This is a genomic window from Moorena sp. SIO4A1 (assembly GCF_010672065.1).
Lineage (GTDB): Bacteria > Cyanobacteriota > Cyanobacteriia > Cyanobacteriales > Coleofasciculaceae > Moorena.
The window spans coordinates 1-1,717 of sequence record NZ_JAAHHX010000527.1 but is presented as its reverse complement, the minus strand read 5'-3'; the positions used below and the strand labels follow the sequence as shown (position 1 = coordinate 1,717).

3 protein-coding genes and 1 pseudogene are annotated in these 1,717 nt (G+C 41.9%); all 4 read left to right on the top strand.

The genetic code is table 11. The features are described 5' to 3' along the window. Nucleotides 1-6 precede the first annotated feature (6 nt). On the top strand, nt 7-456 hold the full coding sequence (locus F6K53_RS40265; RefSeq protein WP_366511427.1) for a transposase family protein: 450 nt from the start codon (nt 7-9) through the stop codon (nt 454-456). Between the two features lie 567 nt (nt 457-1,023). Continuing rightward, nucleotides 1,024-1,134 (top strand): annotated as a pseudogene (locus tag F6K53_RS40260) (transposase); the annotation flags it as partial. A gap of 199 nt (nt 1,135-1,333) precedes the next feature. Then, on the top strand, nt 1,334-1,540 hold the full coding sequence (locus F6K53_RS40255; protein ID WP_293085707.1) for a transposase: 207 nt from the start codon (nt 1,334-1,336) through the stop codon (nt 1,538-1,540). Then, nucleotides 1,534-1,716 (top strand): transposase, encoded by a 183-nt coding sequence (locus F6K53_RS40250; protein ID WP_293085704.1) that lies wholly within the window; start codon nt 1,534-1,536, stop codon nt 1,714-1,716. Before F6K53_RS40255 ends, F6K53_RS40250 begins: the two co-directional genes overlap by 7 nt. The last annotated feature ends 1 nt before the right edge of the window (nt 1,717 follow it).

Below are 1,717 nucleotides of genomic sequence, written 5' to 3'. Positions count from 1 at the left end.
TAGTCAATCAGTATTGAAAGCATCTGTACTCAGTGTGGGACAAAAAGTTATAAATTACGTCAAAATCATCGATATATAATCAAATATTTGCCTTGGGGAGAGTCTCCAGTATTTTTGGAAATAAATAGACGACAGTTTAAATGTCAAAAATGTAAAAAACCGTTCAGTGAAAAGTTAGATTTCGTCAGGAAAAGAAGAAATTATACTAAAAGGTTAGCTGAGACAACCCTAAAAGAAGTTTTAAGAAGTGGTATAAGAAGTGTAGCCCAAAAAGGATTAGTGACAACAGAAGAAATAGAAAGAATGTTAAAAGATGCCAGGTCAGACTTGCCCAACTCTCCACCTAAAAATTTGAAAAAGCTAGGAATTGATGAAATAGCTCTGGTTAAAGGTAAAGGCAATTATTGTGCAGTATTAATAGATTTAGAGAAGTCAGTATTAATTCAAATATTATAAGGAAGAACACAATTAGAAATCAAAAATTTTTGGCTCTTCCGTACTTGTTATGCTAAATTAACACTTTGCCAAAGGGACTGAGGCCGTTGGCCACGCGGGGCGCGTTCGGAGCAGGGACTGAGGCCGTTGGCCACGCGGGGCGCGTTCGGAGCAGGAGGAAGAGGCAGCTATATTGGAAATTTATTGTTAAATAGCCTCATAACCCTTACACAGTCAGCTTTCTGGGGGGTTTTAACTATAAATTTAGCATAGTAGGTACTGAAGAACCAAATTTTTTGATTAATTAGATAAGATAGAAGAGGTTAGTATTGATTTATGGCAGCGATGCAGCGCGGTCTTGGGGAGGCAGCGCGGTCTTGGGGAGGCAGCGCGGTCTTGGGGAGGCAGCGCGGTCTTGGGGAGGCAGCGCGGTCTTGGGGGTTCCCCCCATGAGCGACTGCCGTGGTCTCCCCCATGAGCGACTGCCGTGGTCCCCACGGGGCAAACAGCGGTGCGGACGCAGGTTCCGCACACAGCCCCTCCCCATGAGCGACTGCCGTTCCCCCAGGGACTGCATCAAGACAAGGATACAAAAGCTTAGTTTTAGAATTAATGCCCAATGCTCAAGTTGTAGCCGACAGATTTCATGTAATGGTACAAATTAATCAAGAACTAGACTCACAAAGAAAACTCGAAAAAAATCAATTAACAAATTTACTAAAAACGCTAAAACCAAGTCAGATAAAGAAAATCATAAACAGAGTTTAGAGAAACTTAAAAAAAGTAAATATGCCCTTTTGAAAAGCGATGCAGCGCGGTCTTGGGGAGGCAGCGCGGTCTTGGGGAGGCAGCGCGGTCTTGGGGGTTCCCCCCATGAGCGACTGCCGTGGTCTCCCCCATGAGCGACTGCCGTGGTTTCCCCCATGAGCGACTGCATCAAGACAATGAAAAAGATTTGACGAAAAAACCAAGTCAGAAACTAGCTCAAGTGAAAGAAGTTTCTCCAACCCTTAAAACTATGCACGAATTGAAAGAAAAAATTCGCCAAATTTTTGATGAAACAAATGATTGGTTAGGTGGGCTATTCAAATTAGGTACATGGTGATCAGAAGCGCAAAATTATTTTCCGAAAAGGATGAAATTATAGCATACTTTGATAACAGAACAACTAGTGGGGTGGTTGAGGGTATTAATAACAAATTAAAAGTTATTAAACGTTCAGCTTATGGATTCAGAAACTTTAAAAACTTTGGCTCTTCCGTACTTGTTATGCTAAATTAAC